We start from the raw sequence: 26426 nt of genomic DNA, 5'->3' as shown, positions 1-26426 counted from the left end.
GCACCGGTCATCGGCGGCCGCCAGCCAACAAAAAAGCGACCCGAGGGTCGCTTTTTTTATCGCTTGCGCTGAACGCCGGTCACGCGAAGGCCGTCTGCGCGTCGAACGCGAACCCCTTCGGTGCAGCCTGCGGATCGTCGAACGTCACGATCTCGTACGCGTCTTCGTGCGCGAGCAGTTCGCGCAGCAACGCGTTGTTCAGGCCGTGGCCCGACTTGTACGCGGTGTACGACGCCAGCAGCGGATGGCCGATCACGTACAGATCGCCGATCGCGTCGAGCATCTTGTGCTTCACGAACTCGTCGTCGTAGCGCAGCCCGTCGTTGTTCAGGATCCGGTACTCGTCGAGCACGATCGCGTTGTCCATGCTGCCGCCGCGCGCCAGGCCGATCTCGCGCAGCATCTCGGCTTCGTGCGCGAAACCGAACGTGCGCGCACGCGCGATCTCGCGCACGTACGACGTGGTCGCGAAATCGACCTCGAGTTCCTGGCCCGTCTTGTCGACGGCCGGGTGACGGAAGTCGATCGAGAACTTCAGCTTGAAGCCGAAATACGGATCGAGCCGCGCGAACTTGTCGCCGTCACGGATTTCGACCGGCTTCTTCACCTTGATGAAACGCTTCGGCGCGTTCTGTTCCTCGATGCCGGCGGACTGGATCAGGAACACGAACGTGGCGGCGCTGCCGTCCATGATCGGGATTTCCTCGGCCGTCACATCGACATACAGGTTGTCGATGCCGAGACCCGCACACGCGGACATCAGGTGCTCGACCGTCGACACGCGCACGCCATCCTTCTGCAACACCGACGCGAGCCGCGTGTCGCCGATCGACATCGCCGATGCGGGAATGTCGACCGGCGTGGGCAGGTCGACGCGTGAAAAGACGATGCCCGTGCCGGGCGCGGCGGGACGGAGCGTCAACTCGATCTTGCGGCCCGAGTGGACACCGATACCCACGGTCTTCACGATGGATTTGATGGTGCGCTGCTTCAACATGGTCTTCTTCGTCTTGATTGAAGATATCAATCAGGAGTTATATTCGATAGGCGGGATTATAGCGTAATTCCCTATTCAACGCTGTCTGAAACTGCGTATCAATCTGTTTCGACAGTTTACCCGTGCCGATACGGGACGGGCCGATGCCCGGAACGGAGGCGTTTCCGGTCATCAGCCCGTGTTACAACTGCCCTGAGGCCGGTGAGCAGCGTTGCCGGAAGGCAACGGCGCACCGCACGATCAGGACGTCAACGTCGCGAGAACACTCGCCGCATCGCTCACTTCGAATTTGCCCGGCGCCTCGACGGCCAGCGTCTTGACCACACCGCCGTCAATCACCATCGCGTAGCGCAGGGAACGAATTCCCATGCCACGCGCGGACAAATCCTGCGTCAGCCCCAGCGCATGAGTGAAAGCCGCGCTGCCGTCCGCCATCATGCGCACCTTGCCCGCGGTGTGCAGATCACGTCCCCATGCGCCCATCACGAATGCGTCGTTGACGGACACGCACCAGATCTCGTCGATCCCCGCCGCGCGCAATTGCTCAGCGTGTTCGACGTAGCCCGGCACATGCTGCGCCGAGCAGGTCGGCGTGAAAGCGCCCGGCAATCCGAAGATCACCACCCGCTTTCCCGCCACCTGGTCGCGCACGCTGCAGGCGTTCGGCCCCAGCGTACACCCTTCGCGCGCGTCGTCGATGAACTCGAACAATTGCGCGTCGGGCAGCGCGTCGCCCACTTGAATCATGGCTGGTCCCTCATAGCGATACGGTTTTTCAGCGTGTTGCGGACAGCCCGGCCCATCCCGCTTCGCTCAAGCGAAGAGGGCACCTTTCCCGGCCCGGCGTCGCATCCGACGCGGCCTGTCTGGGTCCGTAGCATCCGTCACGCCGGCGATACCGCGGCGATCTCAACGACTGCGCCGCGGCTTCGCCTGTGTTTGCGTCAGTCAGCCTGCTTGCGCAGGAAAGCCGGGATGTCGTACGTGTCGACACCCTTCTCCTGCAGCGCCTGCACGTGCGATGCCGCGGTTTCGCGCGAATTGCGCCACACCGCCGGCGTATCGAGCGCGCCGTAGTCGGCCGTGCTGACGTGCTGCGCCGGCGCGTAGCCGTGCGACACCGCGCTGACCGGCTGGTTGTCCGTACCCGTGCGCAGCAGCGTCATCGGTGCCGACTGCTGCTTCTTCGCCGCACGGCCCAGACCCGTCGCCACGACCGTCACGCGCAGTGCATCGCCCATCGCGTCGTCGTACACCGCACCGAAGATCACCGTCGCATCTTCCGCCGCGTAGCTCTTGATCGTGTTCATCACTTCGCGCGTTTCCGACAGACGCAGCGAACGGCTCGACGTGATGTTGACCAGCACGCCGCGCGCGCCCGACAGATCGACGCCTTCGAGCAGCGGGCTCGCCACGGCCTGTTCCGCCGCGAGGCGCGCGCGATCGACGCCGGCGACCGTCGCCGTGCCCATCATCGCCTTGCCCTGCTCGCCCATCACCGTCTTCACGTCTTCGAAGTCGACGTTCACGAGGCCGTCGACGTTGATGATTTCCGCGATGCCTGCCACCGCGTTGTTCAACACGTCGTCCGCGCACTGGAAGCACTTGTCCATCTCGGCGTCGTCGCCCATCACGTCGAACAGCTTGTCGTTCAGCACGACGATCAGCGAGTCGACGTGATCCTCCAGTTGCTGCGAGCCTGCTTCGGCGACGCGCATGCGCTTGCCGCCTTCGAACTCGAACGGCTTGCTGACGACACCGACCGTCAGAATGCCCATCTCCTTCGCGATCTGCGCGACCACCGGCGCCGCGCCCGTACCCGTGCCACCGCCCATGCCGGCCGTGATGAACACCATGTGCGCGCCGCGCAGTGCGTCGGCGATGCGCTCACGCGCTTCTTCCGCCGCCGCACGACCCATTTCCGGCTTCGCACCGGCGCCCAGACCCGTGTTGCCGAGCTGGATCACCGACGATGCGCGCGAACGCGACAGCGCCTGGGCGTCCGTGTTCATCACGATGAAGTCGACGCCCTGCACGCCGCGGTTGATCATGTGCTGGACGGCATTGCCGCCAGCGCCGCCAACGCCGACCACCTTGATGATGGTGCCGTTGGTCTCGGTTTCCAGCATTTCGAATTCCATTGTTGCCTCCGTCAAGAGAATGACTGCTACTCGGCCGTTATTCGGCAGGAGATCGGGCAACCCCCTGTCGCGCGCCAGCCGCCGGCACCAGCGCGAATTTCGATTCGGTTTGTCAGAAGTTGCTCAGGAACCATTCCTTCATCCGCGAGAACACCTGCCCCGCGTTGCCGGACTGCACGGCGACCTTGCGGCCGCGCATGCGCTGCGCACTGCCTTCGACGAGCAGCCCCATCGCCGTCGAGTAGCGCGGATTGCGCACGACGTCGGACAGGCCGCCTGCGTATTCCGGCGCGCCGATGCGCACCGGTTTCAGGAAAATGTCTTCGCCGAGCTCGACCATGCCCGGCATCATCGAGGCACCGCCGGTAATGACCACGCCGGAGCTCAGGAGTTCTTCATAACCGGACTCGCGCACGACCTGCTGCACGAGCGAGAACAGTTCCTCGACGCGCGGCTCGATCACCGCCGCGAGCGCCTGGCGCGACAGCGTGCGCGGACCGCGTTCGCCGAGGCCCGGCACTTCGACCATTTCGTCCGGATCGGCGAGCGCCTGCTTCGCGATCCCGTAGCCGACCTTGATGTCTTCCGCGTCCGGCGTCGGCGTGCGCAGCGCCATCGCGATGTCGCTCGTGATCTGGTCGCCGGCGATCGGGATCACCGCCGTGTGGCGGATCGCGCCTTCGGCGAAGATCGCGATGTCCGTCGTGCCGCCGCCGATGTCGACCAGCACCACGCCGAGATCCTTCTCGTCTTCCGTCAGCACCGCCAGCGACGACGCGAGCGGCTGCAGGATCAGGTCGTTCACTTCCAGCCCGCAGCGGCGCACGCACTTGACGATGTTCTGCGCGGCGCTCACCGCGCCCGTCACGATGTGCACCTTCACTTCCAGCCGGATGCCGCTCATCCCGATCGGCTCGCGCACGTCTTCCTGGCCGTCGATGATGAATTCCTGCGTGAGGATGTGCAGCACCTGCTGGTCGGTCGGGATGTTGATCGCCTTCGCGGTCTCGATCACGCGCGCGACGTCCGTCTGCGTGACTTCCTTGTCCTTGATCGCGACCATCCCGCTCGAGTTGAAGCTGCGGATGTGGCTGCCCGCGATCCCCGTAAACACGTTGGTGATCTTGCAGTCGGCCATCAGCTCGGCTTCCTCGAGCGCGCGCTGGATCGACTGCACGGTGGCCTCGATGTTGACCACCACACCTTTCTTCAGACCCTTCGACTCGCTCTGGCCGAGACCGATCACCTCGTAGTGACCCTCGCCCTTCAGCTCGGCGACGATGGCCACCACCTTCGACGTGCCGATGTCGAGGGAAACCAGCAGATCCTTGTAGTCTTTGCTCATAAAGTGCTCTTGCGTGTGATCTCTCGTTACTTCTTGCGCTTGTCGGTATCGGTCAGGAACCGCATGCCTGCCGCGCGAATCGCGAATCCGTTCGGATAGCGCAGGTCCGCGTACTCGATGTCGTTGCCCCAACGCTCCGTGACGGCCGGCCACGCGGCGACCAGGCGCTGGCTCCGGTCATGCAGCGTGTCGCTGTTGCGTTCCTTGCCCAGTTCCACCTGCATGCCGTTCGACAGCTTCACCGTCCACGCGTACCGCGCCGACAGCGTCACTTCTTCCGGCGCCGCCTTCAGCGGCGCAAACCATTTCCCGAAGTCGCGATACCGCGTGACGACTTCCTTCGCGCTGCCTTCCGGGCCGTCGAACGCCGGCAGTTCCTGCTCCAGCTCGCCCTGGTTCGCGGTGAACAGCTCGCCGTCGACGCTCACCAGCTGATCGCTGCCCCAGGTCCCGAGCGGTTTGTACTCCTCGAGCGTGACAGCCAGCGCATTCGGCCACACCCGGCGCACGCTCGCGTGACGCACCCACGGCATCTGCTCGAACGCCGCACGCGCCGTATCGAGATCGACCGTGAAGAAATTGCCCTTCAGCCGGCCGACCACGCCCGCGCGCACCGTCGGCGAGTTGATGTGCTCGGTATCGCCGTCGATCCGGATTTCCCGCAGCGCGAACGTCGGGCGCTGGATCAGCCAGTAGCAGCCGGCCGCCGCCAACACGAGCAGCAGCAGCGCGTACAGCGCGCTGGCGGCAAGGTTGAGTTGGCGAACGTTGTTCCACATACGTCGTTCCGTTCCTGCGTCAGTCGTTGAGCGTGAGCGACAGCACCTTCACGACCAGCTCCGAATAGCTGATGCCGACCGCGCGCGCGGCCTTCGGCGGCAGCGAGTGGTCGGTCATCCCGGGGGCCGTGTTCACTTCCAGGAAATACGCATTGCCGGCCGCGTCGAGCATGAAATCCGCGCGGCCCCAGTCGGTGCAGCCGAGCACGTCGAACGCGCGGCGCGCGATGCGCTTCAGTTCCGCTTCCTGTTGCGCCGGCAGGCCGCACGGGATCAGGTACTGCGTATCGTCGGCGACGTACTTCGCGTGGTAGTCGTAGAACTCGCCCGCCGGCACGATCTTGATCAGCGGCAGGTCGAGATCGCCGGCGATGCACGCGGTGTATTCGCCGCCGCCTTCGATGCTCTTCTCGACGATCACGATCTTGTCGTGCGTCGCGGCTTCCTCGAGCGCGGCCGGCAGCGCGTCGGCCGTCTTCACCTTCAGCACCGCGACGCTCGAGCCCTCGCTCGCCGGCTTCACGAACAGCGGCAGACCGAGCTTCGCGACGATGTCGGTCGCGCGCGCGGCCAGGTCGTCGCCGCGCATCACCGTCTCGAACGGCGGCGTCGGCACGCCCGTCTGCTGCCACACGAGTTTCGTGCGGAACTTGTCGAGGCCGAGCGCCGAGCCCAGCACGCCGCTGCCCGTGTAGCGAATCCCGTAGAAATCGAGCGCGCCCTGGATCTGGCCGTTCTCGCCGTAGCCGCCGTGCAGCGCGTTGAACGCGCGCACGAAGCCTTCGTCCTTCAGCGCCGACAGCGGCCGCTCGGCCGGGTCGAACGGATGCGCGTCGACGCCCGCGTCACGCAGGCCCTGCAGCACGAGGCGGCCCGAGGTGAGCGACACCTCGCGCTCGGCGGATTCCCCGCCGAACAACACTGCCACCTTGCCGAAACGTTTCGGATCGATCCCGCTCATGTCATGCCTTCTGTTGAATGTGTTGCGCGAGCTTCGCCGGCACGCCGCCGATCGAACCCGCTCCCATCGTGATCACCACGTCGCCGTTCTGCGCGACTTTCGCCAAAGCGTCCGGCACGTCGTCGACCGTCGCGACGAACACCGGATCAACCTTGCCCGCCGCGCGCAGCGCGCGCGACAATGCGTCGCCGCTGGCCGTCGGGATCGCGGCCTCGCCGGCCGCATAGACTTCGGTCAGCACCAGCGCATCGACGGTCGACAGCACGTTGACGAAATCGTCGAAGCAGTCGCGCGTGCGCGTATAGCGGTGCGGCTGGAACGCCAGCACGAGGCGGCGGCCCGGGAACGCGCCGCGCGCGGCCGCGATCGTCGCCGCCATCTCGACCGGGTGATGACCGTAGTCGTCGATCAGCGTGTACTGGCCGCCGTCCGCGCTCGCCACTTCGCCGTAACGCTGGAAGCGCCGGCCGACGCCGTTGAACTCCGCCAGCGCCAGCTGGATCGCGTCGTCCGACACGCCGAGATCGGTCGCGATCGCGATCGCCGCGAGCGCGTTCTGCACGTTGTGCAGGCCCGGCATGTTCAGCACCACCGCGAGCGGCGCGCGCCCTTCGCGGATCACCGTGAAATGCATCCGGCCGTCGCGCGCGTCGATGTCTTCCGCGCGCACCTGCGCGTCCGGCGACAGGCCGTAGCGCACGACCGGCTTCGAGATGAACGGGATGATCTGCCGTACGTTCGGATCGTCGACGCACACCACCGCGCTGCCGTAGAACGGCAGGCGCTGCGTGAATTCGATGAACGCCTGCTTGAGCCGCGCGAAATCGTGGCCGTAGGTGTCCATGTGGTCGGCATCGATGTTCGTGATGACTTCAATCACCGGATACAGGTTCAGGAACGACGCATCCGACTCGTCGGCTTCGGCGACGATGAAGTCGCCCGTGCCGAGCCGCGCGTTCGCGCCGGCGCTGATCAGCCGGCCGCCGATCACGAAGGTCGGGTCCAGCCCGCCCGCCGCGAGCACGCTCGCGACGAGGCTCGTCGTCGTGGTCTTGCCGTGCGTGCCGGCGATCGCGATCCCCTGCTTCAGGCGCATCAGCTCCGCCAGCATCACCGCGCGCTGCACGATCGGCACGCGCTTCGCGCGCGCGGCCAGCACTTCCGGGTTGTCGGAGCGCACGGCCGTCGATACGACGACCGCGTTCGCGCCCTCGATGTTCGCCGCGTCGTGACCGATCGCGATCCGCGCGCCCAGCGCTTCGAGCCGGTCGGTCACCGCATTGCGCGACAGGTCCGAGCCGCTGACCGCGTAGCCGAGGTTGACCAGCACTTCGGCGATGCCGCTCATCCCCGCGCCGCCGATCCCGACGAAATGAATGTGTTTGACGATGTGTTTCATTGCAGTTGTTCCAGGTTCGCGCCGGCCGCCTTCGCGCAGACGCGCGCGACTTCGTCGGTAGCCTCGGGCTTCGCGAGCGAGCGCGAACGTTCCGCCATGTCCGCGAGCGAGGCCCGCGACTGGCCGCGCAGCCAGTCGGCGAGCAGTTCCGCCGACAGGTCGCGTTGTTGCACCAGCACGGCCGCGCCCGCATCGGCGAGAAACGCGGCGTTGGTCGTCTGGTGATCGTCGACCGCATGCGGGAACGGCACGAACAGCGCCGCCACGCCCACCGCCGCGATCTCCGACACCGTCATCGCGCCCGACCGGCAGATCACCAGATCCGCCGCCGCATACGCGGCCGCCATGTCGTCGATGAACGGCACGAGCCGCACGTCCTCGCCGGCCGCGAAACCGGCCGCTTCGTAATTCGCCTTCAGTGCCTCGATGTGCTTCACGCCGGCCTGGTGCACGACGCGCGGACGCTCGCCCGGCGCCAGCAGCGCCAGCGCGCGCGGCACGACTTCGTTCAGCGCGGCCGCCCCGAGGCTGCCGCCGACGACCAGCACGTTCAGCGGGCCGCCGCGCGACGCATAGCGTGCCTGGGGCGGTTCCGTGTGCGCGAGTTCCGCGCGAATCGGGTTACCCGTCCATTCCGCGTGCGGCAGCGCGCCGGGGAACGCGACGAGCACGCGCTTCGCGAGTTTCGCGAGCACCTTGTTCGTGAGGCCCGCGATCGAATTCTGTTCATGCAGCACGAGCGGACGCCCCGACAGCGCGGTCATCACGCCCGCCGGAAACGTGATGTAGCCGCCCATCCCGAGCACGACGTCGGGCCGCACGCGGCGCAGCGCGCCGAGGCTCTGCCAGCATGCGCGCAGCAGGTTGACCGGCAGCGTCAGCTTGGTCTTCAGGCCCTTGCCGCGCAGCCCGCCGAACCGCACGTACTCCATCGGAATACCGTGCTTCGGCACGAGCGTCGCTTCCATCCCGGCCGGATTGCCAAGCCATACGACGCGCCAGCCCGCCGCTTCCATCCGGTGCGCGACCGCGAGCCCCGGGAACACGTGGCCCCCGGTGCCGCCTGCCATCACCATCAGCGTGCGTTGCGACGCGGTCATACCTTCCCTCCGCGCATCAGCACCCGGTTCTCGTAGTCGACCCGCAGCAACACCGCGAGCGCGACGCAGTTCAGCAGGATGCCGGAGCCGCCGTAGCTCACGAGCGGCAGCGTCAGGCCCTTGGTCGGCAGCAAGCCGAGATTCACGCCCATGTTGATGAACGTCTGCGCGCCGAACCAGATGCCGATGCCCTTCGCCATCAGGCCCGCGAACGTGCGATCGAGCGCGAGCGCCTGGCGGCCGATCTCGAACGCGCGGCGCACGATCCAGTAGAACAGCAGGATCACGACCAGCACGCCGACGAAGCCGAGCTCCTCGCCGATCACCGCGAGGATGAAGTCGGTATGCGCTTCCGGCAGGTAATTCAGCTTCTCGACGCTGCCGCCGAGGCCGACGCCGAACCACTCGCCGCGGCCGAACGCGATCAGCGAGTGCGTGAGCTGGTAGGCCTTGCCCTGCGCGTAGCGCTCGTCCCACGGATCGAGATACGCGAAGATCCGCTCGCGACGCCACGGCGACAGCCACACGAGCATCGTGAACGTGCCGACCGCCGTCGCGACGAGGCCGCCGAACAGCTTGCCGTTCACGCCGCCGAGGAACAGCACGCCCATCGCGATCGCGGCGACCACCATGAACGCGCCCATGTCGGGCTCGAGCAGCAGCAGCGCGCCGACCAGGCCGACCGCGAACGCCATCGGCAGGAAGCCCTTCGCGAAGCTCTGCATGTATTCCTGCTTGCGCACCGTGTAGTTCGCCGCGTAGATCGTCACCGCGAGCTTCATGATTTCCGACGGCTGCATGTTGGTGATGCCGAGCGGAATCCAGCGGCGCGCACCGTTCACGCCCTTGCCGACGTGCGGGATCAGCACGATCACGAGGCCGACCAGTGCGATCAGGAAAAGATGCGGCGCGTACTTGTCCCAGGTCGACACCGGCACGCGGAACGCGAGCACCGCCGCGATGAACGCGACGGTGAGCGACACGCAGTGGCGCATCAGGAACGCGTAGTCGTGATACGACGCGTATTTCGGCGAATCGGGCATCGCGATCGACGCCGAATACACCATCACGACGCCGAGCCCCAGCAGCGCGATCGCGACCCACAACAGCGAATAGTCGAAATCGAGCATCCGCGAACGGCTCGGGCGCACGCCGTTGACGACGCTCGCGAGGCCGCCCGTCGCGGCGCGCGTGGCCGACGCGACGCGGCCGCCCGCGGCATTGCCGCCGGTGTCGCGCCGGTCGTTGAAACGGGAGACGAGGCGATCGGACCAGCTCATGGCGTCGCTCCTTTGTCGATGGCGATTTCGTCGACCGCCGCGCGGAACACTTCCGCGCGATGGGCGTAGTTCCTGAACATGTCGAGGCTCGCGCATGCAGGCGACAACAGCACCGCATCGCCCGGCTCGGCCAGGTCGGCCGCCGCGTGCACCGCGCCTTCGAGCGTCGCGTGGTCCACGAGCGGCACGCCGGTTTCGGCGAGCGTGTCGCGGATCGCCGGCGCGTCGCGGCCGATCAGCATCACCGCGCGGCACCAGCGCGCGACCGGCGCGACCAGCGGCGCGAAATCCTGCCCCTTGCCGTCGCCGCCCGCGATCAGCACGATCTTCTGCGCGAGCCCGTCGAGCGCGGCCACCGTCGCGCCGACGTTCGTGCCCTTGCTGTCGTCGACGTAGTCCACGTCGTCGATCGTCGCGATCACTTCGACGCGATGCGCTTCGCCGCGGTATTCGCGCAGTGCGTGCAGCAGCGGCGCTGCCGGCAGGTCGATCGCGCGTGCGAGCGCGAACGCGGCCAGCGCGTTCGCCGCGTTGTGCAGCCCGCGGATGCGCAGCGCGTCGGCCGGCATCAGGCGCTTTTGCGCGATGTCCGGCGTATGCGCGGCGTCGCGCTTGCGCCGGCGGGTCGTCGTCGCTTCATCCGGCGCGTCGCGATCGACGGCTTCCACCAGCCACGCGATGCCGTTGTCGCGCGACAGGCCGTAGTCGCCGTCCTGCGTCGGTTCGTTCAGACCGAACGTGACCGTGCGCGGCGCGTCGGCCGCGCCGGCGGCGGGCGCGAACTTCATCACGGCCGCGTCGTCGCGGTTCAGCACGCGCGTCGTCGTCGCGCCGAAGATCCGGCCCTTCGCCTGCGCATACGCGTCGAAGCTGCCGTGCCAATCGAGGTGGTCCTGCGTGATGTTGAGGATCGCGGCCGCATCGGGCGCGAACGTGCGTGCCGTCTCGAGCTGGAAGCTCGACAGTTCGAGCACCCATACGTCGGGCAGCGCGGTGTCGTCGATCGCGCTCGCGAGCCGGTCGAGCATCGCCGGGCTGATGTTGCCCGCGACGGCGACCTTCTTGCCCGAGCGCTGGCACAGCAGGCCCGTGAGGCTCGTCGTCGTGGTCTTGCCGTTGGTGCCGGTAATCGCGAGCACCTTCGGCTGGTAGCCGCTCGTGCCGAGCGCGCGCAGCGCCTGCGCGAAGAATTCCAGCTCGCCCCATACCGCGACACCGCGCTCGTGCGCGGCGGCGAGCAGCGCGGCGAGCGCCGGTTCGAGCGGCGACAGGCCGGGGCTCAGCCCGACGATCTCGACACCGCCATCGAGCAGCGCGGGCGTGAACGCCCCGCCGACGAATTCCGCATCGATGCCTTCGGCCTGCAGCGCGGCAAGGTGCGGCGGCGCCTCGCGGGTATCGGCAATACGCAGCCGGCACCCGTGCCTCGCGCACCATCGCGCGATCGCGAGACCCGATTCCCCGAGCCCCAGTACGAGCACCATCGGCCGTTGCCGATCTCCAAACATCTCGCCAGACATCCTTGTTACCTTTCCTTTACCGCAGCTTGAGGGTGGTCAGACCGAACAGGCACAGCATCAGCGTGATGATCCAGAAACGCACGACCACCTGCGTTTCCTTCCAGCCGGACAATTCGAAATGGTGATGCAGCGGCGCCATCTTCAGCAGGCGCCGCCCTTCGCCGTAACGCTTCTTCGTGTACTTGAACCACGACACCTGCAGCATCACCGACAGCGTTTCCGCGACGAAGATGCCGCCCATGATGAACAGCACGATTTCCTGGCGCACGATCACCGCGACCGTGCCGAGCGCGCCGCCGAGCGCCAGCGCGCCGACGTCGCCCATGAATACCTGCGCGGGGTGCGTGTTGTACCAGAGGAACGCGAGCCCGGCCCCGCCCATCGCGGAACAGAAGATCAGCAGTTCGCCCGCGCCCGGGATGTGCGGGAACAGCAGGTATTTTGAATAGACCGCGCTGCCCATCACGTACGCGAACACACCGAGCGACGCGCCCACGAGCACGACCGGCATGATCACGAGGCCGTCGAGCCCGTCGGTCAGGTTCACCGCGTTGCTCGCGCCGACGATCACGAAGTAGGTCAGCACGATGAAGCCCCACACGCCGAGCGGATAGCTGATCGACTTCAGGAACGGCAGCATCAGGTCGGCGCGCGCCGGCAGCCCCATCGACAGGCCGCTGCGCACCCACGCCATGAACAGGTCGAACACGCGCACGTTGTTCGCCTCGGACACGCTGAACGCGAGATAGACGGCCGCGAACAGCCCGATCACCGATTGCCAGAAATACTTCTCGCGCGACGACATCCCGCGCGGATCCTTGTGGACGACCTTGCGGTAATCGTCGACCCAGCCGATCACGCCGAAACCGAACGTCACGAGCATCACGATCCAGATGAAACGGTTCGTCAGGTCGCCCCACAGCAGCGTCGCGACCGCGATGCCGATCAGGATCAGCACGCCGCCCATCGTCGGCGTGCCGGACTTGACGAGGTGGGTCTGCGGGCCGTCCTTGCGCACGGCCTGCCCGACCTTCATTTGCGTCAGCTTGCGGATCACCCACGGTCCGCACACGAGCCCGATCCCCAGCGCGGTGATGGTGGCCATCACCGCACGGAACGTGAGGTACGTGAACAAGCGCAAAAAGCTTGCGTCTCCTTGCAGCCATTGCGCCAGCGCCAGCAGCATGCTTCCTTCCTTCTACTCAGTGTGCGGCGGGCACGGTGCCCGCCGCGGGTTGGTTCGTCAGCGCGTCGACCACGCGCTCCATCTTCATGTACCGCGAGCCCTTCACGAGCACCGTCGCCTGCGCGCCGTAACCGGCCGCGAGCAGCGCCGACACGAGCGCGCCGACATCGTCGAAATGGCGCGCGGTGTCGCCGTAGGCCGTGCACGCGTCGCGCGACGCGTCGCCGAGCGCGAACAGCGCGTCGATCCCGCGTTCGCGCGCGTACGCGCCGATCTCGCGGTGGAATGCCGGCCCTTCGTCGCCGACTTCGCCCATGTCGCCGATCACCAGCACACGCGGCGCCGGATGCGCGGCGAGCACGTCGATCGCCGCACGCATCGAATCGGGGTTCGCGTTGTACGTATCGTCGACGACCGTCGCGCCCGCGAGGCTGCCGACGCTCGCGGGCTTCACCTGCAGCCGGCCCTTGACCGGTTCGAACGCTTCGAGACCCTGCCGGATCGCCGACAGCGCGACGCCGGCGCCGAGCGCCGCGGCCGTCGCGGCCAGCGCGTTACGCGCGTTGTGCTCGCCGAGCGCACGCAGCCGCACCGTGACGGCGCCGGCCGGCGTGTCGATCGCGAGTTCGCCGCCGTGCATGCGACCGACGATCTGTGCGTCGTTCTGCCGTTCGGCGTCGTGCAGCGCGAAATCGAGGATCCGGTTGCCGGTTGCCGCGACGCGCCAGATGCCCGCGTACGCGTCGTCGGCCGGGAACACCGCGACGCCGTCCGGCGGCAGCGCGTGGATCACGGCCGCGTGTTCGAGCGCAACGGCTTCGACCGTCGCCATGAATTCCTGGTGCTCGCGCTGCGCGTTGTTGACGAGCGCGACCGTCGGCGCGGTGAGGCGCGCGAGGACTTCGGTTTCGCCCGGATGGTTCATGCCGATCTCGACCACCGCGAGACGATGCGCGGCCGACAGGCGCAGCAGCGTCAGCGGCAGGCCGACATCGTTGTTCAGGTTGCCGGCCGTCGCGAGCCGCGCGTCGGCACCGACCGCCGCCGCGAAGATCGACGCGATCATTTCCTTGACGGTCGTCTTGCCGTTGCTGCCCGTCACCGCGACGACCGGCAGCGGGAATCGCATCCGCCAGCCGTGCGCGAGCGCGCCGAGCGCGGCACGCGTTTCGCCGCCGGCGATCATCGGCATCGCGACGCCCGCCGGCGCATGCGCGACGAGCGCCGCGGCGGCCCCGCGCGCGGCGACGTCGCCGAGGAAGTCGTGCGCGTCGAAGCGCTCGCCCTTCAGCGCGACGAACAGGTCGCCCGGGCCGACCGTGCGGCTATCGGTCGACACGCGGTCGAACGTGACGCCCGCGTCGCCGTGGACGGTGGCGCCGGGAATCAGGCGGGCGGCTTCGCCGAGACTGAGCATCGTCATTCGGCGCCTCCCTTGCCGTGCGTGGCGCGCGCTGCAAGCGCGAGCCGCGCGTGATCCTGGTCGGAGAAGGTGCGCTTCTTGCCCATGATTTCCTGCGTAGCCTCGTGGCCCTTGCCGGCCAGCACGACGACGTCCTCGCGTGCGGCGCCGCGCACCGCCTGCAGGATCGCGCTCGCGCGATCCTCGATACGGCGTGCGCGCTCGGGCGCGGTCATGCCCGCGATGACCTGGTCGATGATGTACTGCGGATCTTCGCTGCGCGGGTTGTCGCTCGTGACGACGACTTCGTCGGCGAGCCGCTCCGCGATCGCGCCCATCAGCGGGCGCTTCGTCGCATCGCGATCGCCGCCGCAGCCGAACATGCAGACGAGCCGGCCGCCGCGCGCCGCGGCGATCGGGCGCAGCGCGTCGAGCGTCTTGTCGAGCGCGTCGGGCGTGTGTGCGTAATCGATCACGACGAGCGGTTCGTCGTTCTGCAACCGGCCGCCGAGCCGCTGCATCCGGCCATTGACCGACTCGAGCCGCTCGATCTCGGCGAGGGCCGCGTCGAACGGCACGTCGGCCGCGAGCAGCGAGCCGAGCACGGCGAGCAGATTGCTGACGTTGAACGTGCCGAGCGTGCCGACCTCGACGTCCGCGTCGCCCCACGACGAACGCAGGCGGAAGGCGGTACCCGTCGCGGTGGCGCGCACGTCGAGCGCGACCAGTTCGCGATCGGCGTCGGGCGCCGGTGCGTCGCCGATCCCGTACGCGATCGTGCGCACGCGACCGGCCAGCTTCTCGAGCAGGCGGCGGCCAGCCGCATCGTCGCGGTTGATCACCGCCGCGCGCAGGCCGCGCCACGCGAACAGCTTCGCCTTCGCGGCCTCGTACGCGTCGAACGTGCCGTGATAGTCGAGGTGATCCTGCGTGAGGTTCGTAAACACCGCGATGTCGAACGCCGTCCCGTTCACGCGACCCTGGTGCAGCGCATGCGACGACACTTCCATCGCCACGGCCTGCGCGCCCGCCGCACGCAATTGCGCGAGGCTGCGCTGCAGTTGCGGCGCGTCGGGGGTCGTGAAGCCGGTCGGCACGAGCTGGCCGGGCATCCCGGTGCCGAGCGTGCCGATCACCGCGCACGGCTGATGCAGCGCCGTCAGCGCGGTGGCGATCCACTGCGTGCACGACGTCTTGCCGTTCGTGCCCGTGACACCGACCGCGAGCAGGCTGTCGCTCGGATCGCCGTACCAGCCGCTGGCGATCTCGCCCGCGAGCTGGTCGAGCGCCGGCACCGCGAGCGCGACGGGGACGGCCGGCGCATCGGTCAGCCCGTCCGGCTGATACAGCACGGCGGCCGCACCGCGCGCGACGGCGTCGGCCATGAAAGCGCGGTTATCCGCCCCGTCGACCGCATACGCGACGAACACGTCGCCAGCCTGGAGGCTGCGCGTGTCGGCATGCAGTTGCGCCGCGGGGGCCACATGCTGACGCAGCCACGCGAGCGCGGCTGCGATCTGCTGATGCGCCGGATGGGAACTGCGGGCGGCGCTCATCGAACTACTCCTGGTGAATTACGCGTCGTGCTGGACACGATCATATGCTTTGCGCCGCTACCCGCGGCCAGCTTTTGCGGGCCCTTGGCGGCAGGCGATTCCGGCGAATCGTCGGACACGACGAGCTGCTTGATCGGCATGTTCGGCGGCACGTTCAGCGCACGCATCGTGTCGCCGGCGATCGCGGAGAATACGGGGCCGGACACCTGGCCGCCGAAGTGGCTGCCGGCCGTCGGCTCGTCCACCGACACCGCGATCACGACGCGCGGATTCGGCATCGGCGCCATTCCGACGAACGACGCGCGGTACTTGCGCGTATAGCCGTGACCTTCGTGCTTGTACGCGGTACCGCTCTTGCCGCCGACGCGATAGCCCGGCACGGCCGCATCCGGCGACGTGCCGCCCGGCGCGACCACCGTCTCGAGCATCGCGCGCACTTCCCGCGCGGTGGTGGGGTTGAACACCTGCGTGCCGGCGATCGGCTGATTGGGGTCGGTCTTGAAAATGGTTACGGGCATCAGCTCGCCGTCGTGCGCGATCGCCGTGTACGCCCGGGCGAGCTGGAACAGCGACACCGACAGGCCGTAGCCGTACGACATCGTCGCCTGCTCGATGCGGCGCCAGCTCTTCCACGGACGCAGGCGGCCGGCCACCGCGCCGGGGAACCCGACCTTCGGCGCCTGGCCGAGGCCGATGCTCGTATACATATTCCACATTTCCTCGGGCCGCATCGTCATCGCGATCTTCGTCGCGCCGATGTTGCTCGACTTCTGGATCACGCCGCCGACCGTCAGCGTACCGAAACCCGCGTCGTCGGTGATCGGCGCGCCGTCGAGCACGAAATGCCCGTTGCCCGTCTCGACGAGCGTGTTCGGCGTCACGCGATGCAGGTCGAGCGCGAGCGATACCGTAAACGGCTTCATGATCGAGCCCGGCTCGAACACGTCGGTCATGATCCGGTTGCGCAACTGCTCGCCGGTCATGCGCGAGCGGTCGTTCGGGTTGTACGTCGGGTAGTTGACGAGCGCGAGCACTTCGCCGGTACGCACGTCGACGACCATCGCCGCGCCGGCCTTCGCCTTGAACTTCTCGACGGCGGCCTTCAGGTTCGCGTACGCGATGTACTGGATCTTGCTGTCGATCGACAGGTCGACGTCGGTGCCGTTGTGCGGCGGAATCTGCTCGGCGACATCCTCGATGATGTGCCCCATCCGGTCCTTGATCACGCGGCGCATGCCGGACGTGCCGGACAGCATCTTCTGGTCACCCAGTTCGACGCCTTCCTGCCCTTCGTCCTCGACGTTCGTGAAGCCGATCAGGTGAGCGGTGATCTCGCCTTCCGGGTAGAAGCGCTTGTATTCGTTGCGCTGATAGATGCCGGGGATGTCGAGCGCGGCGACCTTGTCGGCGACGTCGATCGGCACCTGGCGCTTCACGTAGACGAAACCCTTGTCTTCCGACAGCTTCACGCGCAGTTCCTTCGACGTCATGCCGAGGAGCTTGCCGAGCTGGTTGATCTTGTCGGCGTCGAGGTCGTCCGGCACCGCATCGGGAATCGCCCAGATCGCGCGCACGGGCAGGCTCGTCGCGAGCACGAGCCCGTTACGATCGAGGATCTTGCCGCGCGTCGCGGGCAGTTCGATCGTGCGCTGGTAGCGGCTTTCGCCCTGCTTCTGATAGAACGCGTTGCCGGGACCCTGGATCCAGAACGCCCGGGCGGCCAGCGCGACGAACGCCATGAACAGCATGAACACGACGAGCTTCGAGCGCCACATCGGCAGATGCACGCCCAGCACGGGGCTCGACGAGAACTTCACGTTCTGGCGCTTCTGGGACGGCTTCATCGCGCGCCCCCCTTGCCCTTGCCGGCCGTGTCGGCCGACGCCGGGATCGGCGCGTCGATCGCCTTCGCGGCGCCCGGCGGCAGCGTCAGGTATTGCGTGCGGCCGGTCGAGATCGGCTGCATTTTCAGCGAATCGTTCGCGAGCTGCTCGATGCGCGACGTCTTCGACAGCGCGCTCTGCTGATATTGGAGCTGCGCATAGTCCTGCTGAAGCTGGCGCTCCTGCGACTGCGCGCGCTGCAACTGAATGAAGATCTGGCGTTGCTGGTTCGTCGAGTTGACGACCGACAGCGCGCAACCCATCACGATGATCAGCAGGAAGATATTGAGGCGGCTCATGGCGTGACGCGCTCCGCAATGCGCATCACGGCCGAGCGGGCGCGCGGATTCGCGGCGACTTCCGCTTCGCTCGGAAACTGGCGGCTGATGATCTTGAGCGGCGGGCTCGGGAGGTCGACGGCGCGGATCGGCAGGCGACGATCGACCGCAGGCGCACTCGCGTGCGCCTGCATGAATCGTTTGACGATCCGGTCCTCGAGTGAATGAAAGCTGATGACCACCAGCCGCCCCCCTTGCTCCAGCAACGACAATGCCGCGTCTAGTACGACTTGCAGGTCCGCAAGCTCTTGATTGACGTGAATCCGTATAGCCTGAAAGGTGCGGGTTGCCGGATCCTTGCCCTTCTCACGGGTTTTGACGACGTGACCCACGATTTGGGCAAGCTCGCCCGTGGTGTCGAGAGGCCCAAGACGGTCGGACTCTGCCCGGCGAGCAACAAGCGCCTTTGCAATCTGAAAAGCAAACCGTTCTTCCCCATAATCCCGTATCACCTCCGTCAATTCCTGCACCGAAGCCCGCGCGAGCCATTCGGCCGCCGACTCGCCGCGCGTCGGATCCATTCGCATGTCCAGCGGACCATCGGCACGGAAACTGAAGCCGCGCGCCGGATCGTCCACCTGCGGCGAGGACACGCCCAGGTCCAGCAACACCCCCGACACCTTCTCGACGCCGCGCGCCGCAAGCGCGTCGCGCATCGAAGCAAAGCTGTCATGCACGATCGAGAAGCGCGCATCCTTGATGCCCTGCGCCGTCTCGATCGCCCTCGGATCCTTGTCGAACGCGATCAGCCGCGCGGCCGGCGCCAGCCGCGCGAGCACCGCGCGGCTATGGCCGCCGCGCCCGAACGTGCCGTCGACGTACACGCCGTCCGGTCGCGTCACGAGCGACTCGACCGCCTCATCCAACAGCACCGTCCGATGCCGCAATTCATTTCCCATCGCGGGCGTCTCCGTCACCGCAATCAGAACGTGAAATTCTTCAGCGCGTCGGGCATGCCCTGCGCCATCGCTGCCTGCTCCTTCGCGTTGTAGGTCTGCGAATCCCACAGCTCGAAGTGACTACCCATTCCCAACAACATGACTTCCTTTTCCAGTCCGGCTGCCATGCGCAGCTCAGGCGATACGAGAATCCGGCCCGCGCTGTCGAGATCGACGTCCATCGCATTGCCGAGAAAAATTCGCCGCCACCAGTGCGCGTCCATCGGCAACGCGGCGATCTTGGCGCGGAACACTTCCCATTCGGGGCGCGGAAACAGCAACAGGCAGCCGTCCGGGTGCTTGGTCACAGTCACCCGTCCTTCTGCCTGTCCTTGCAGCGCTTCGCGATAGCGAGCCGGCACCGACATCCGCCCTTTCGCATCGAGCGTCAGCGCCGACGCCCCTTGGAACACTTTCCGCTCTCCCGTTCAGGGCACCGAAGCACCCGCTCAATGCTGAGAATTTAGCCGGAATAGCCTGCTAAATCACACAAAAATACACTTTCTCACACTGTCTCCCACTTTAGAGGAAGGGTGTGGCACGGTCAAGGGAGCGGCCCGCTTTTTTGACGAATTTTGTTAGTTAGAACAAGGACTTACGCGCACATGCTCATGCGACCCCTCATTCCAAAAACCGTTATAAATGAATGAGCTAGTGCAACTTGTGAAGGTGATACGTGAGAAAGACGGCCCAGACGGGCGTGCGGACGGGGCTTTCGGGGGCGGGAAAACGAGGAGTGAGCGGGCGGTATCGGGGGCGGTGAACCGGGGCGGCGTCCCACGCCACCCCGGCGCCAATCTCAGAGATAGTACGCAGTGCTCGTCATGACTTTCGACGCGGCGCGCATCAGCATCCGCGCGGGCAGCGGCAGCTCGATGCCGCCGGCGTCGGTCGCGGCCTTGCCGTGCTTCACCTCGTCGATCCGCATCTGGTCGACGATCGCGCGCGACGCGGTGTCGGTCGCCGGCAGCTCGGACATGTGGCCTTCGAGATGGCTCTCGACCTGCCGCTCCGTCTCGGCCATGAAGCCGAGGCTGACCTTGTCGCCGAGCGCGCCAGCCGCCACGCCGATCGCGAGCGCGCCGGCATACCACAGCGGGTTGAGCAGGCTCGGGCGCGAGTCGAGCTCCTTCAGGCGGTGCGCGGTCCACGCGAGGTGATCCTCCTCCTCGCGCGCGGCCTCCTCGAACATCGCCTTCGCCGACGCCGTGCGCGCGGTGAGCTTCTGCGCCTGGTAGAGCGCCTGCGCGCAGACCTCGCCGACGTGATTCACGCGCATCAGGCCGGCCGCGTGCGTGCGCTCGGCGGGCGTCAGCTCGACGTCCGGCGCATCGGCCGGCGCGGGCACCGGCCGGCTCATCCGGCTAATGCCGGTCAGCGATCGCAGGCCGCGATCGAATTCGCTGATCAGTTCATCCAACACCATCCTGTTCTCCTGGCTGCAGGTGCCGCTGCACGCGGCAAGGGCACGAGTCCGCTGCGTAACCGACTTGATTATTCAGCGGAAATTGCGGTTAACCCGTGATTTTAACCATTGTTGCATAAAGGAAACATGGCGGCGTTGAGCTGCAGCATTTCGCTTTGTGGCAAAAATCGGCTTTGCTACATTACGTGCGACTTCTTGCGAAGTTGATGGGGCCCGTCAACAGAACATAACTATCCGCCCCGCCAAAAAAATTCAGTGATTCTTGGAGATCCGTTAATGAAAAAGTCGCTTCTCGCGCTCGTCGCGCTGGGCGCGTTCGCTGGCGCTGCCCATGCGCAAAGCAGCGTGACGCTTTACGGCATCATCGATGAAGGCCTGCTCTTCAACAACAACGCAGGCGGCAAGCACCTGTACAGCATGGCCAGCGGCGTGATGCAAGGCAGCCGCTTCGGTCTGCGCGGCACCGAAGACCTCGGTGGCGGCCTGAAGGCGATCTTCACCCTCGAAAACGGTTTCGACGTGAACAGCGGCAAGCTCGGTCAGGGCGGCCTGATGTTCGGCCGTCAGGCTTACGTCGGCCTGTCGAGCCAGTACGGTACGGTCACGCTGGGTCGTCAGTACGACTCCGTCGTCGACTTCGTCGGCCCGCTCGAGGCAGGCGACCAGTGGGGCGGCTACATCGCCGCTCACCCGGGCGACCTCGACAACTTCAACAACGCGTATCGCGTGAACAACGCGGTCAAGTTCACGAGCCAGAGCTACGGCGGCTTCACGTTCGGCGGCCTGTACAGCTTCGGCGGCCAGGCAGGTCAGTTCGCGAAGAACCAGGTCTGGTCGCTCGGCGCAGGCTACAACAACGGCCCGCTGGTCCTCGGCGTCGGTTACTTGAACGCACGCACGCCGAACCAGTTTGGCGGCATGTTCAACAACGGTTCGACGTCGTCGTCGGTCTCGTCGCCGATCTACGGCGCGTACGCGAACAACGCGAACACGTACCAGGTCATCGGCGCAGGCGGCGCGTACACGTTCGGCGCAGCGACGATCGGCGCGACGTACTCGAACACGAAGTTCAAGGGCTTCTCGGCAGGCCCGTTCGTGAACCAGACCGCGACGTTCAACAACGGCGAAATCAACTTCAAGTACCAGTTGACCCCGGCGTTGATCCTCGGCGCGGCGTACGACTACACGCAAGGCAGCAAGATCGACGGCAACTCGGCAGCCAAGTACCACCAGGGCTCGCTGGGCGTCGACTACTTCCTGTCGAAGCGCACCGACGTCTACGCGATCGGCGTGTACCAGCACGCATCGGGCAACGTGCTCGATTCGAACGGCAACGTCCTGAAGGCAACGGCAGCGATCAACGGTCTCGCAGGTTCGAGCACCAGCAACCAGGTCGCAGCACGCGTCGGCATCCGTCACAAGTTCTAATCAGCTTGTCTGACAAGCCGCAGCATCTTGAAGGCGCCTTCGGGCGCCTTTTTCTTTTTCGGGCGGCGGGTCAGCAGGTCGGTGGGTCGACATGCAAACGTGCGTCGCAGCGTGCCGACGCCAGCCGTCAGGTCGAAATGCAAGAACTGCCGCCGGCTCCCGCACGAAACACGTGCCCCCGGCCATCCACCCGCAGCCGCAAACAAAAAGCCCGGCATGGGCCGGGCTTTTTCGTTCAACCGTCTCGTTGCGTGCGTTACGCGCGTCCGTCACGCAGTTCGCGCCGCAGGATCTTGCCGACGTTCGTCTTCGGCAGCTCCGTGCGGAACTCGACCAGCTTCGGCCGCTTGTACCCGGTGAGCCGCTCCTTGCAGTAGGCGAGGATGTCCTTGTCGGTCAGCGCCGGATCCTTTTTCACGATGAACAGCTTCACGGCTTCGCCGGAATGCTCGTCCGGCACGCCGACCGCCGCGACCTCGAACACGCCCGGATGCGACGCTACCACGTCCTCGACTTCGTTCGGATACACGTTGAAGCCAGACACGAGAATCATGTCCTTCTTGCGATCGACGATCTTCACGTAGCCGCGCGCATCCATCACGCCGACGTCGCCCGTCTTGAAGAAGCCGTCCGCGAACATGACCTTCGCGGTCTCGTCCGGCCGGTTCCAGTAGCCGGCCATCACCTGCGGCCCGCGGATGCAGATCTCGCCGGGCTCGCCGAGCGCGACGTCGTTGCCTGCATCGTCGCGGATCGCGACTTCGGTCGACGGCAGCGGCAGGCCGATCGTCCCGCTGTATTCGGTCGCCGTCACGGGGTTGCAGGTTGCCACCGGCGACGTTTCGGACAGCCCGTATCCTTCGATGATCGCGGTCCCGGTCTTTTCATACCAGCGCCTCGCGACGCCCTCCTGGATCGCCATGCCGCCGCCGTTGGCGATCACGAGCTTCGACAGGTCGAGCTGACCGAATTCCGGATGGTTCAGCAGCGCGTTGTACAGCGTGTTGACCGCAGGAATCGTCGAGATCCGGTAACCCTTCAACTCCTTGATCATGCCGGCGATGTCGCGCGGATTCGGGATCAGGATGCCCATGCCGCCCGTGCGCATCGTCAGGAAACCGCAGACGGTCAGCGCGAACACGTGATACAGCGGCAGCGCGACAACCGTCACGAACTGTTCCACCTCCGGATACTTCTCGTGAGCCGGGTGGTGCCACGCGCCGGCCTGCAGCACGTTCGACACGATGTTCCGGTGCAGCAGCGTCGCCCCCTTCGCGACGCCGGTCGTACCGCCCGTGTACTGCAGGAACGCGACGTCGTCGGGACCGATCTTCTGCGGCTTGAACGCCTGTCGTGCGCCCTCCGACAGCGCGGCCTTGAAGCGCGTGAACGACGGCAGCTGCCACGCGGGCACCATCTTCTTCACGTTGCGCACGACGTAATTGACGAGCCATCCCTTGATGCCCAGCAGGTCGCCCATCGATGCGACGACCACGTGCTTGACGGCCGTATTGGCGATGACGGCCTGCAGTGTCGACGCGAAATTCTCCAGGATGACGATCGCCTCCGCACCGCTGTCCTTCAGCTGATGCTCGAGCTCGCGCGGCGTATAGAGCGGGTTGACGTTGACGACGGTGTAGCCGGCGCGCAGCACCGCGGCGATCGTCACCGGGTACTGCAGCACGTTCGGCATCATGATCGCGACGCGCGCCCCGCGCGCCAGGCCGCGGGATTGCAGCCACGCGCCGAACTGGCGCGACAGCTTGTCCAGTTCGCCATACGTGATGCCCTTGCCCATGCAGACGAACGCGGTACGGTCGCGATACTGCCGGAAGCTCTCGTCGAGCAGGTCCGGGACGGACGGATAAGCAGAGGAGTCAATTTCGGCTGGAACGCCGGGTGGGTACGATTTCAGCCAAATTTTGTCCATGCCGCGCGTCTCCTCACAGATTTTCGAATGGTCGTGCTAAAACGCATCGTAACGGCTCCCCCGCCCCGAGACAACAGGGTTAGATGTCCACTTCGAACTTCCATATCAATTTCGTCTGATCATACGGCGATATTCGATCAAATGCGCTCAACTTCCACAAGACAATCGTAAAACGTCGCCGAATTGCCCAGATCGGTCAGTGCTTGGCTCGTCACTTCGTTCGCGTTCCTGCCGTCCGGCGACAACTTCTTCCACCAGATCGACAATCCGACGACCAGCCCGGCGCGCGCACGATCGGTAATACGCGCGAGCGCCTGCATCGAGCCGCGATCGTTGAAGATACGGACGACGTCGCCGTCCGCAATGCCGCGCGCGCTGGCGTCGGACGGGTGCATGTCGAGGTGCGGCTCGCCTTCCGTCGAACGCAGGCTGTCGACGTTCACGAACGTGCTGTTCAGGAAGTGACGGGCCGGCGGCGAAATCATCGCCAGCGGATAGCGTGCGGCGAGTTCGGGCGCGGCTTCGACTGATTCAAACGGCGGCAGATAGTCGGGAACGGGGTCCATGCCCATCTGCTCGAGCCGCGGGCTGTAGAACTCGCACTTGCCCGATGGCGTGCGGAAACCGCCATTCGCGAACGGCGCCTCCGGCAGTTTGAGTTTCAGCCAGCCGGCCCGCTTCAGCGTGTCCCAGTCGCTGTCGAGCACCGGATCGTCCCAGCGAAGCGCCGCGCGCGCGACCGCTTCGTCGCTGTGATAGAGCGCGGGCTCGTCGAGTCCCATGCTGCGCGCGATCCCGCGAAAGATCTCCGTGTTCGGCCGCGCGTCTCTCACCGGTGGAATCACCGGCAGATTCGCCATCACATAGGTATGGCCGTACGACTTATGGATATCCAGATGTTCGAGCTGCGTGGTTGCCGGCAATACAATGTCGGCGAAATCGACCGTATCTGTCTTGAAGTGCTCGAGAACGACCGTGAACAAATCGTCGCGCGCGAAGCCCGCGGCGACCTTCGACGAATCGGGCGCGACCGCCACCGGATTCGAGTTGTACACGATCAGCGCTTCGACTTTCGGCCCGAACGTCGCATCGCCCGGATGCAGCAGCGCGTCGCCGATCGCGTTCATGTTGATGATGCGCGGCAACTTGTTCGGCCAACCCGGCATCAGGTCCGGACGTAGCAGCGCGGCCTGGTTGACCGGCGCGGACTCCGACGACGAGAGCAGCAAGCCGCCCGCCCGATCGCGCCACGCCCCCGTCAACGCCGGCAGGCTGGCAATCGCGCGCACGGCATTGCCGCCGCCGCGAACGCGTTGCATGCCGTAGTTGAGGCGGATCGATGCCTTGCGGGTGGCGCCGTAGCGACGGGCAAGATCGACCAGCTCCGACGCGTCGATGCCGCAGATCTGCGCGACGCGTTCCGGCGGATAGGTCAGGGCACGCGCCTTCAGTTCGTCGAAGCCGAGCGTATGGTCGGCGATGTAGTCGTGATCGAGCAGGTTTTCGGTAATCAGCACATGCATCATGCCGAGCGCAAACGCGCCATCGGTACCGGGCTTCAGGGCGATGTGCTGATGGCACTTCTCCGCGGTCAGTGAACGATACGGGTCGATCGCGACAAGACGCGCGCCACGGCGCTTCGCTTCCTGCGCGCGGGTCCAGAAGTGCAGGCTCGATGCGATCGGATTCGCGCCCCATATCAGAATCAGTTCGCTTTCCTCGAAGTGCTCGAGGTGCATGCCGACACTGCCGCCATACGTGTATCGCAGCCCCGCGGCACCGGCCGCCGCGCAGATCGCACGCTCGAGCCGCGACGCACCGAGCTTGTGAAAGAAGCGCTGGGCAATGCCCTCGCCTTGTACGAGTCCCATCGTTCCCGCATAGCTGTACGGCACGATCGCTTCCGGCGCGCGCGCGGCGATCTCACCGAGGCGACGCCCGATCTCGTCGAACGCCTCGTCCCAACTGATCGGCACGAAGCGCCCTTCCCCTTTTGCGCCGATACGCCTGAGCGGGACAGTGAGGCGATCGGGATGATGAACGCGATCCGCGTATCGGCTGACTTTCGTACACAAGACGCCCTGTGTCGGCGGATGGTCGGGATCGCCCGTGACCTTGATTGCCTTGCCGTTCTCGACGGTCACGCGCATTGCACACGTGTCCGGACAATCATGCGGGCAAACGGCCCGGGCTACCTGGGTGGTGGCGTTCATCGTTTTGAATGCTGAGATGGGGGTACGCAAATTTTACGTGGACCACGCCGAATAACGCGTTCATTTCACAGCGTTTTTGGACGATCTGATGGAAGACTGGGTGGAAGTGGCAGGTTTCGGCGGGCGGGAGGCCGTGGACGTAGCCTTGGCACCGTTGCGCCGCACGCTTTTTTGGCGCACCAATGCAAAAACCCCCGCCTTTCGGGCGGGGGTTTCTGGCTTGAGGGGAGCCTGACGATTACCTACTTTCACACGGGAATCCGCACTATCATCGGCGTAGAGTCGTTTCACGGTCCTGTTCGGGATGGGAAGGGGTGGGACCGACTCGCTATGGTCATCAGGCAAAGGGGGTTGTTGCGTTGCTTCGCAGCGCAACCAATCTTGGAAGAAGCAGTAATTTAGGTTGTGAGCTGTATCTCACACGTATGCGGTACTTCAACCGTCGTACGTCGAGTGCCTTGCACTCGACGCTCGATATCCGTAAGCGCTAAAGCGCTAACGGCTATCGAGACAGACTTGTTATAGGATCAAGCCTTACGGGCAATTAGTATCAGTTAGCTGAACGCATTACTGCGCTTACACACCTGACCTATCAACGTCCTGG

General features: G+C 66.0%; 22 protein-coding genes and 2 rRNA genes. 1 reads left to right on the top strand and 23 read right to left on the bottom strand.

Annotation, left to right across the window (positions count from 1 at the left end; genetic code table 11):
• Positions 1-79: 79 nt before the first annotated feature.
• The 18 genes from lpxC to coq7 form a co-directional block, all read right to left on the bottom strand.
• Entirely contained in the window at positions 80-997 is a 918-nt protein-coding gene (gene lpxC, locus H0X90_RS33325) for a UDP-3-O-acyl-N-acetylglucosamine deacetylase (protein ID WP_006487145.1), read from the bottom strand.
• Positions 998-1237: 240 nt separating this feature from the next.
• The gene (locus H0X90_RS33320; protein WP_012492974.1) at positions 1238-1744 is read right to left on the bottom strand and encodes a peroxiredoxin; all 507 of its coding nucleotides are present in this window, start codon (positions 1742-1744) and stop codon (positions 1238-1240) included.
• A 197-nt stretch (positions 1745-1941) separates the two neighbouring features.
• The gene (ftsZ, locus tag H0X90_RS33315; protein ID WP_006487140.1) at positions 1942-3138 is read right to left on the bottom strand and encodes a cell division protein FtsZ; all 1197 of its coding nucleotides are present in this window, start codon (positions 3136-3138) and stop codon (positions 1942-1944) included.
• A 112-nt stretch (positions 3139-3250) separates the two neighbouring features.
• Positions 3251-4483: a cell division protein FtsA gene (ftsA, locus tag H0X90_RS33310; protein ID WP_006487138.1), complete on the bottom strand. Its 1233-nt coding sequence runs from the start codon at positions 4481-4483 to the stop codon at positions 3251-3253.
• Between the two features lie 26 nt (positions 4484-4509).
• On the bottom strand, positions 4510-5262 hold the full coding sequence (locus H0X90_RS33305) for a cell division protein FtsQ/DivIB (RefSeq protein ID WP_006477014.1): 753 nt from the start codon (positions 5260-5262) through the stop codon (positions 4510-4512).
• Between the two features lie 19 nt (positions 5263-5281).
• On the bottom strand, positions 5282-6223 hold the full coding sequence (locus H0X90_RS33300; RefSeq protein WP_006487105.1) for a D-alanine--D-alanine ligase: 942 nt from the start codon (positions 6221-6223) through the stop codon (positions 5282-5284).
• 1 nt (position 6224) lies between these two features.
• Positions 6225-7622 carry a UDP-N-acetylmuramate--L-alanine ligase gene (gene murC / locus H0X90_RS33295; protein WP_048989306.1) on the bottom strand — a complete coding sequence of 466 codons (1398 nt, stop codon included), beginning with the start codon at positions 7620-7622 and terminating at the stop codon, positions 6225-6227.
• A complete protein-coding gene (gene murG, locus H0X90_RS33290; RefSeq protein ID WP_006487111.1) occupies positions 7619-8722 on the bottom strand; it encodes an undecaprenyldiphospho-muramoylpentapeptide beta-N-acetylglucosaminyltransferase in 1104 nt (367 codons plus the stop codon). Before murG ends, murC begins: the two co-directional genes overlap by 4 nt.
• Entirely contained in the window at positions 8719-10002 is a 1284-nt protein-coding gene (gene ftsW, locus H0X90_RS33285) for a putative lipid II flippase FtsW (RefSeq protein ID WP_006487115.1), read from the bottom strand. Before ftsW ends, murG begins: the two co-directional genes overlap by 4 nt.
• Entirely contained in the window at positions 9999-11510 is a 1512-nt protein-coding gene (gene murD / locus H0X90_RS33280) for a UDP-N-acetylmuramoyl-L-alanine--D-glutamate ligase (RefSeq protein WP_034201052.1), read from the bottom strand. The genes ftsW and murD overlap by 4 nt, the downstream gene beginning before the upstream one ends.
• 28 nt (positions 11511-11538) lie before the next feature.
• Entirely contained in the window at positions 11539-12708 is a 1170-nt protein-coding gene (mraY, locus tag H0X90_RS33275; RefSeq protein ID WP_006477019.1) for a phospho-N-acetylmuramoyl-pentapeptide-transferase, read from the bottom strand.
• Between the two features lie 16 nt (positions 12709-12724).
• Complete coding sequence (murF, locus tag H0X90_RS33270; RefSeq protein WP_059721681.1) at positions 12725-14131, bottom strand: UDP-N-acetylmuramoyl-tripeptide--D-alanyl-D-alanine ligase; 1407 nt, start codon at positions 14129-14131, stop codon at positions 12725-12727.
• Entirely contained in the window at positions 14128-15666 is a 1539-nt protein-coding gene (locus H0X90_RS33265) for a UDP-N-acetylmuramoyl-L-alanyl-D-glutamate--2,6-diaminopimelate ligase (RefSeq protein ID WP_058901231.1), read from the bottom strand. Before H0X90_RS33265 ends, murF begins: the two co-directional genes overlap by 4 nt.
• Positions 15663-17510, bottom strand: a complete 1848-nt coding sequence (locus H0X90_RS33260) for a penicillin-binding protein 2 (RefSeq protein ID WP_006487157.1) — start codon at positions 17508-17510, stop codon at positions 15663-15665. Before H0X90_RS33260 ends, H0X90_RS33265 begins: the two co-directional genes overlap by 4 nt.
• Positions 17507-17848, bottom strand: a complete 342-nt coding sequence (gene ftsL, locus H0X90_RS33255) for a cell division protein FtsL (RefSeq protein WP_006487110.1) — start codon at positions 17846-17848, stop codon at positions 17507-17509. Before ftsL ends, H0X90_RS33260 begins: the two co-directional genes overlap by 4 nt.
• Complete coding sequence (rsmH, locus tag H0X90_RS33250; RefSeq protein WP_006487159.1) at positions 17845-18786, bottom strand: 16S rRNA (cytosine(1402)-N(4))-methyltransferase RsmH; 942 nt, start codon at positions 18784-18786, stop codon at positions 17845-17847. Before rsmH ends, ftsL begins: the two co-directional genes overlap by 4 nt.
• 23 nt (positions 18787-18809) lie before the next feature.
• The gene (gene mraZ, locus H0X90_RS33245; RefSeq protein WP_006487094.1) at positions 18810-19238 is read right to left on the bottom strand and encodes a division/cell wall cluster transcriptional repressor MraZ; all 429 of its coding nucleotides are present in this window, start codon (positions 19236-19238) and stop codon (positions 18810-18812) included.
• Positions 19239-19624: 386 nt separating this feature from the next.
• On the bottom strand, positions 19625-20251 hold the full coding sequence (gene coq7 / locus H0X90_RS33240) for a 2-polyprenyl-3-methyl-6-methoxy-1,4-benzoquinone monooxygenase (RefSeq protein WP_006496778.1): 627 nt from the start codon (positions 20249-20251) through the stop codon (positions 19625-19627).
• Positions 20252-20527: 276 nt separating this feature from the next.
• Between coq7 and H0X90_RS33235 the strand changes: the two genes are divergently transcribed.
• A complete protein-coding gene (locus H0X90_RS33235; protein WP_006487141.1) occupies positions 20528-21679 on the top strand; it encodes a porin in 1152 nt (383 codons plus the stop codon).
• Here the strand turns inward: H0X90_RS33235 and H0X90_RS33230 are convergent.
• From H0X90_RS33230 to H0X90_RS33210, 5 genes are all read right to left on the bottom strand, one after another.
• The gene (locus H0X90_RS33230) at positions 21676-21822 is read right to left on the bottom strand and encodes a hypothetical protein (protein WP_006487162.1); all 147 of its coding nucleotides are present in this window, start codon (positions 21820-21822) and stop codon (positions 21676-21678) included. The two genes, H0X90_RS33235 and H0X90_RS33230, sit on opposite strands and share 4 nt — an antisense overlap.
• Positions 21823-21935: 113 nt before the next feature.
• Positions 21936-23609 (bottom strand): long-chain fatty acid--CoA ligase, encoded by a 1674-nt coding sequence (locus H0X90_RS33225; protein ID WP_006493337.1) that lies wholly within the window; start codon positions 23607-23609, stop codon positions 21936-21938.
• Between the two features lie 137 nt (positions 23610-23746).
• Positions 23747-25822: a molybdopterin-dependent oxidoreductase gene (locus H0X90_RS33220; RefSeq protein ID WP_077189467.1), complete on the bottom strand. Its 2076-nt coding sequence runs from the start codon at positions 25820-25822 to the stop codon at positions 23747-23749.
• Positions 25823-26051: 229 nt separating this feature from the next.
• Positions 26052-26164, bottom strand: a 5S ribosomal RNA gene (gene rrf, locus H0X90_RS33215).
• Between the two features lie 181 nt (positions 26165-26345).
• Positions 26346-26426, bottom strand: a 23S ribosomal RNA gene (locus tag H0X90_RS33210); the annotation flags it as partial.

Source organism: Burkholderia sp. 9775_39, from assembly GCF_015712225.1.
Taxonomy (GTDB): domain Bacteria; phylum Pseudomonadota; class Gammaproteobacteria; order Burkholderiales; family Burkholderiaceae; genus Burkholderia; species Burkholderia cenocepacia.
The sequence above is the reverse complement of the archived record's forward strand: the minus strand, read 5'-3'. Positions and strand labels throughout refer to the sequence as shown.

Coding starts and splice junctions, on each gene's coding strand:
- ftsL (WP_006487110.1), bottom strand. CDS start 17,848: ATGAGCCGCCTCAATATCTTCCTGCTGATCATCGTGATGGGTTGCGCG.
- murC (WP_048989306.1), bottom strand. CDS start 7,622: ATGAAACACATCGTCAAACACATTCATTTCGTCGGGATCGGCGGCGCG.
- H0X90_RS33265 (WP_058901231.1), bottom strand. CDS start 15,666: ATGAGCGCCGCCCGCAGTTCCCATCCGGCGCATCAGCAGATCGCAGCC.
- H0X90_RS33220 (WP_077189467.1), bottom strand. CDS start 25,822: ATGAACGCCACCACCCAGGTAGCCCGGGCCGTTTGCCCGCATGATTGT.
- H0X90_RS33235 (WP_006487141.1), top strand. CDS start 20,528: ATGAAAAAGTCGCTTCTCGCGCTCGTCGCGCTGGGCGCGTTCGCTGGC.
- H0X90_RS33260 (WP_006487157.1), bottom strand. CDS start 17,510: ATGAAGCCGTCCCAGAAGCGCCAGAACGTGAAGTTCTCGTCGAGCCCC.
- H0X90_RS33225 (WP_006493337.1), bottom strand. CDS start 23,609: ATGGACAAAATTTGGCTGAAATCGTACCCACCCGGCGTTCCAGCCGAA.
- ftsA (WP_006487138.1), bottom strand. CDS start 4,483: ATGAGCAAAGACTACAAGGATCTGCTGGTTTCCCTCGACATCGGCACG.
- H0X90_RS33320 (WP_012492974.1), bottom strand. CDS start 1,744: ATGATTCAAGTGGGCGACGCGCTGCCCGACGCGCAATTGTTCGAGTTC.
- lpxC (WP_006487145.1), bottom strand. CDS start 997: ATGTTGAAGCAGCGCACCATCAAATCCATCGTGAAGACCGTGGGTATC.
- mraY (WP_006477019.1), bottom strand. CDS start 12,708: ATGCTGCTGGCGCTGGCGCAATGGCTGCAAGGAGACGCAAGCTTTTTG.
- coq7 (WP_006496778.1), bottom strand. CDS start 20,251: ATGGTGTTGGATGAACTGATCAGCGAATTCGATCGCGGCCTGCGATCG.
- rsmH (WP_006487159.1), bottom strand. CDS start 18,786: ATGGGAAATGAATTGCGGCATCGGACGGTGCTGTTGGATGAGGCGGTC.
- murD (WP_034201052.1), bottom strand. CDS start 11,510: ATGTTTGGAGATCGGCAACGGCCGATGGTGCTCGTACTGGGGCTCGGG.
- ftsZ (WP_006487140.1), bottom strand. CDS start 3,138: ATGGAATTCGAAATGCTGGAAACCGAGACCAACGGCACCATCATCAAG.
- murF (WP_059721681.1), bottom strand. CDS start 14,131: ATGACGATGCTCAGTCTCGGCGAAGCCGCCCGCCTGATTCCCGGCGCC.
- murG (WP_006487111.1), bottom strand. CDS start 8,722: ATGACCGCGTCGCAACGCACGCTGATGGTGATGGCAGGCGGCACCGGG.
- H0X90_RS33300 (WP_006487105.1), bottom strand. CDS start 6,223: ATGAGCGGGATCGATCCGAAACGTTTCGGCAAGGTGGCAGTGTTGTTC.
- H0X90_RS33305 (WP_006477014.1), bottom strand. CDS start 5,262: ATGTGGAACAACGTTCGCCAACTCAACCTTGCCGCCAGCGCGCTGTAC.
- ftsW (WP_006487115.1), bottom strand. CDS start 10,002: ATGAGCTGGTCCGATCGCCTCGTCTCCCGTTTCAACGACCGGCGCGAC.